Annotated in this window: 3 protein-coding genes and 1 other RNA gene; 3 read left to right on the forward strand and 1 reads right to left on the reverse strand. The window is 65.3% G+C overall.

Annotated features, from left to right (window positions below; translation table 11 throughout):
* Positions 1-17: 17 nt before the first annotated feature.
* The 3 genes from ssrA (at position 18) to ACTIIH_RS16080 (ending at position 1,786) form a co-directional block, all read left to right on the forward strand.
* Positions 18-396: a transfer-messenger RNA gene (gene ssrA, locus ACTIIH_RS16070) on the forward strand.
* 186 nt (positions 397-582) lie between these two features.
* The gene (locus ACTIIH_RS16075) at positions 583-969 is read left to right on the forward strand and encodes an SdpI family protein (RefSeq protein WP_145998850.1); all 387 of its coding nucleotides are present in this window, start codon (positions 583-585) and stop codon (positions 967-969) included.
* 658 nt (positions 970-1,627) lie between these two features.
* Positions 1,628-1,786 carry a hypothetical protein gene (locus ACTIIH_RS16080; protein WP_441452828.1) on the forward strand — a complete coding sequence of 53 codons (159 nt, stop codon included), beginning with the start codon at positions 1,628-1,630 and terminating at the stop codon, positions 1,784-1,786.
* Here ACTIIH_RS16080 and ACTIIH_RS16085 read toward each other — a convergent pair.
* Positions 1,767-3,443 carry a thiamine pyrophosphate-binding protein gene (locus tag ACTIIH_RS16085; RefSeq protein ID WP_441452827.1) on the reverse strand — a complete coding sequence of 559 codons (1,677 nt, stop codon included), beginning with the start codon at positions 3,441-3,443 and terminating at the stop codon, positions 1,767-1,769. The genes ACTIIH_RS16080 and ACTIIH_RS16085 overlap by 20 nt on opposite strands.
* Positions 3,444-3,747: the final 304 nt, after the last annotated feature.

Genomic DNA, 3,747 nt, shown 5'->3' on the forward strand with positions numbered 1-3,747 from the left:
TTTTGGTAACAGAATATGGGGATGATCGGTTTCGACGTCGGACACTGCGTCGGGAGAAGCGGGCCGAGAATGCAGAGTCATCTCGTTAGTGTCCTCTGCAAAACAATAGGTGCTAAGTCTAACAACCGCACCGATTTCGCCCTCGCTGCCTGATAGAGCGCGAGCTGCGAATCCGTCAGCCTAGAGTTGCCTCTGCTCTAGATCCTGGCGTCGTTTAAGAGGCCACTGCTTCAGATGCATGTTGGGGGCATCTGAGGGACTCTTACTCAACTCCGTTCGTTGGTCCATGTGTTCGTGCAGGGGCCAGAACCTAAGACACTGTTTTCACGAACTGCGCCCGGAGAAGTCCTGACAATCTGCCGACGGACGCGGGTTCGATTCCCGCCATCTCCACGTGTCTAAGCCCCGGATTCCTTAAGGATCCGGGGCTTTTCGCTGTCCGGAGATCCCCAGAGCTGCCACTTTGCCCCGTCGAAGTCGACGAAGCGTCGAATAGAGCGAACACCATCGCCGAGGCGGCCGGACAGGGCCGTTCCCACCTGTCCCTTGGAGATCGGCTGAGTTCAGCCCCGATGAGATACGGTGGATCCGAGTTCAGAGAGGGGACCGGTACCGATGTTCTATCCGCCGCTGATCGGCTACCTGCTCCTCGCCGTTGTCTGCGTCGTTCTCGTGTTGGTCATCCGCGGCGACCGTCTGCCCCGCAATCGTGCAATCGGAATCCGGTCAGCGCTGACGCTGCGGTCCGAGGCCGCTTGGAAAGCTGGCCACCGTGCGGCGATTCCCATGCTGATCACCATCAGCATCATCGCCGTCGGCTTCTCGATTGCACTGTTGAGCGTTGAGAAATTCGCCTGGCCGAAGGCAGTCGGAGCCGTTCTCGCGGTCTCGGGGTGGCTGCTCATCCTCGGCCTCTTTGTCAGAGTCTGGACGACGGCCCACCGCGCGGCGCGCTCGGCAGACAACTGACCTCCCACGGCGACGACCGCCCACGGCGACGACCGCCGTACCAGCATCTGGGCACCCTCTTCGCGACGCCCTCGCGAGACCCCGGAGTTCCGACCACTTGGCCGATCACGATCGTCATCGCCGTGGCCGTCGGCTTGCCCATCCTCATTCGAGCTCAGTTGCGTCCGGGACGGGCTGCACGGCTGGAGTGGGCAGTCCTCGGACTGCTCGGCGGCCTCGCCTTGGCCGCCGTCGCCGCCACGCTGAGTCTGACGACTCTGTGGCTGACGACTCTGTGGCTGAGCCTGGTGGCGCTGGCGATGCTCGCCCGAACGTCGTCGAGCCGGATGAGCATCGCCGTCATTGTCATTCTCGCAGTCGCGAACATCGTCTGTTCCCTGGTCACGGCCGACGGTGCGACCTGTGCGCTCATGGTGTTCGCCCTGGTCATCGTCGCGATCGCGATCGGTCTGATGCTGCGATCGAATGACCGCACACTGATCGAACGACAGTCCACCGCCACAGAGGCGGAACGACGTCGCATCGCCACCGTCGAACCGGGCGAAGTCGGGCACTGCAAGCCGAACGGCGACAACGATGACGGTAGCGCCGACGTAGTTGCTCAGCGCCATCGGACGCAGCGGTCCGAATATGGGCAGTCGTCGTCTCAACTCTGTGGCTGCGCTGTTTCGGGCAGGGTCCGTTGGAGAAGCTGTGGCGCCTCGTCACCTGGGGTCGGTCGTCAGAACGACGCCACCAGCGCCGCGGCCACAGCCGCCACCAGCGCCACGACCAGCGCCTCGACCGGCTGGGCGCGGTCACGAGTTCACGCGAATGACCTCTTCTTGGTACGGCGCGATGACCTCGCCGGAGATCCGCAGGTCGAGAAGCAGGAAGGGCCGTTCGCCGACCGGACGAGCCTTCCACTCCTCGACGATGTCGAGATCGGATAGGGATCGGACGACGACGCCGTGTCCGCCGGCGGCCGTGGCCAGGGCCGCGAAGTCGATCTCGTCGATGAGCATGGGTGACTTCTCCAGCCCCTTGAGCCCGTACAAGTTCACCTCGGCGCCGTAGGCCGCGTCGTTGAAGACCACCGCCATTCCGCGACCGTCGGCGACCCGGATCGCGGTGTCGAGGTCGGACAGTGCCATGGCTCCGCCACCGTCACCGCTTGCCAGCACGATCGTGGACTCCGGGTTCGCGCGGGCGGCTCCGGCGACGGAATGCCAGCCGAGTCCGATCGATTGGAACGCGGTGCCGACCATTGCCAGCCGGTCCGGTGCGCTGGGTTCCCAGAACATGTTCGCCCAGGCGATGAAATGTCCGCCGTCGGAGACGACGACCCGATCTTTCGGCAGAATCTCGCCGAGGCGGCTCGCCGCCGCACGAGGATCGAGCCGACCGTCCCCGGCGAGCTCCGAACCGACGGCGTAGGCACGGTCGGCGGTGGTGTCGACGGAATCGTGCCAGCGCTGAGCGCCGCTGTCCGAATAATTCGCACCGTCGATTCCGGTCGACTTCAGCCGTGCCACGAGCTCGGCGGCAGCGAGTGTCGCATCGGCTCGGATGAAGCCGCCGACGCGGGCGTTCGTGGCACGGTCGTCGGTGTCGATCTGCCACACCGTCGTCGAGGGATGGAAGAGGTCTCCGAAACGCATCGTGAACTGATTGAGCGAGGCTCCGAAGACCACGGCGACATCGGCCTCGCGGACGCGGTCCATCGCGGCCGGGGCGCCGAAGCCGCCGGCGACTCCCAGGTCGTGTTCGGCAGCCGGGAAGATATTGCGGCCCAGCGCGGTCGTCACACTCAGCGCACCCGTGAGCTCGACGAGTTGACCGAGCTCGTCACTGGCTCCGGCCAACCAGGCTCCGCGCCCGGCGAGCAGCAGCGGTCGCTTCGCCGCAGCCAGATCTGTGGCGAGACGATCAAAGGCCGCATGAGTGAACTCCCCGGTCGGAGCTGCCGGTGCCGGACGGCTGGGACCGGGGACGGCTGGAATCTCACCGATCTCCAGAGTCGCGACATCGTAGGGGATGGCCAGGACGACGGGCACCCGGTAGGTCAGCGCATGCTCGATCGCGGTCACGGTGGCTGCGGCGGCATCGACCCGACCGACGGTGTAGGTGCGCACACCCACGGCGGAGGCCATGGCGATCTGGTCCACGTCCCATGGTCGGGGCCCGGATGTGGGCTCATCCCCGACGACGAGGACGAGGGGAACCCGGGCTTGTGCCGCCTCGGCGAGGGCGGTGAGCGTATTCGTGAACCCGGCGCCATAGGTCGTGGTGGCCGCGGCGATCCGCCCTGAGGTGCGGAAGTGGGCATCGGCGGCGACGACGGCGCCGGCTTCGTGGCGGACTGCGGTGTAAGTGGCAGAAGTGCCGCGCAGCAGGGCGTCGAGGAAGTAGGCGTTGCCGTTGCCCATGAGGCCGAAGGCCTCGTCGATGTGGGCGGCGAGAGTGTGCGCGACGTGCGCGGAAGTATGAGCCATGGCTGGCCTTTCGCGAATGAGATATGGAAATGAGGGATCCATATATGTCTCACACGCGTCGACCCGGCGGCTTCGTGCCCCTTTTTCGGACACCGGCTGATGTGCCGCTCGCCCTGTTCGTCGGTTCTCGGCGCTGTTGCGGTCGGCTCAGCCTGACTCTTCGAATATAGGCGACTGTGGCATGAGGCACCAAGTCGGGCGACGTCGCGGCACCCAGATCGCACCGTCCAGAACAACCTGACGGCGGCCCAGCAACCTCGCGCTGTGAGTATTGACAGTGGCTGGTCTGGGACTGGCTGGCAGA

The sequence above is a fragment of the Brevibacterium sp. genome (assembly GCF_052105255.1).
GTDB classification, from domain to species: domain Bacteria; phylum Actinomycetota; class Actinomycetes; order Actinomycetales; family Brevibacteriaceae; genus Brevibacterium; species Brevibacterium linens_B.

Excerpts from the sequence above, each read along its gene's own strand:
- ACTIIH_RS16085 (WP_441452827.1), bottom strand. The coding sequence starts at position 3,443 with ATGGCTCATACTTCCGCGCACGTCGCGCACACTCTCGCCGCCCACATC.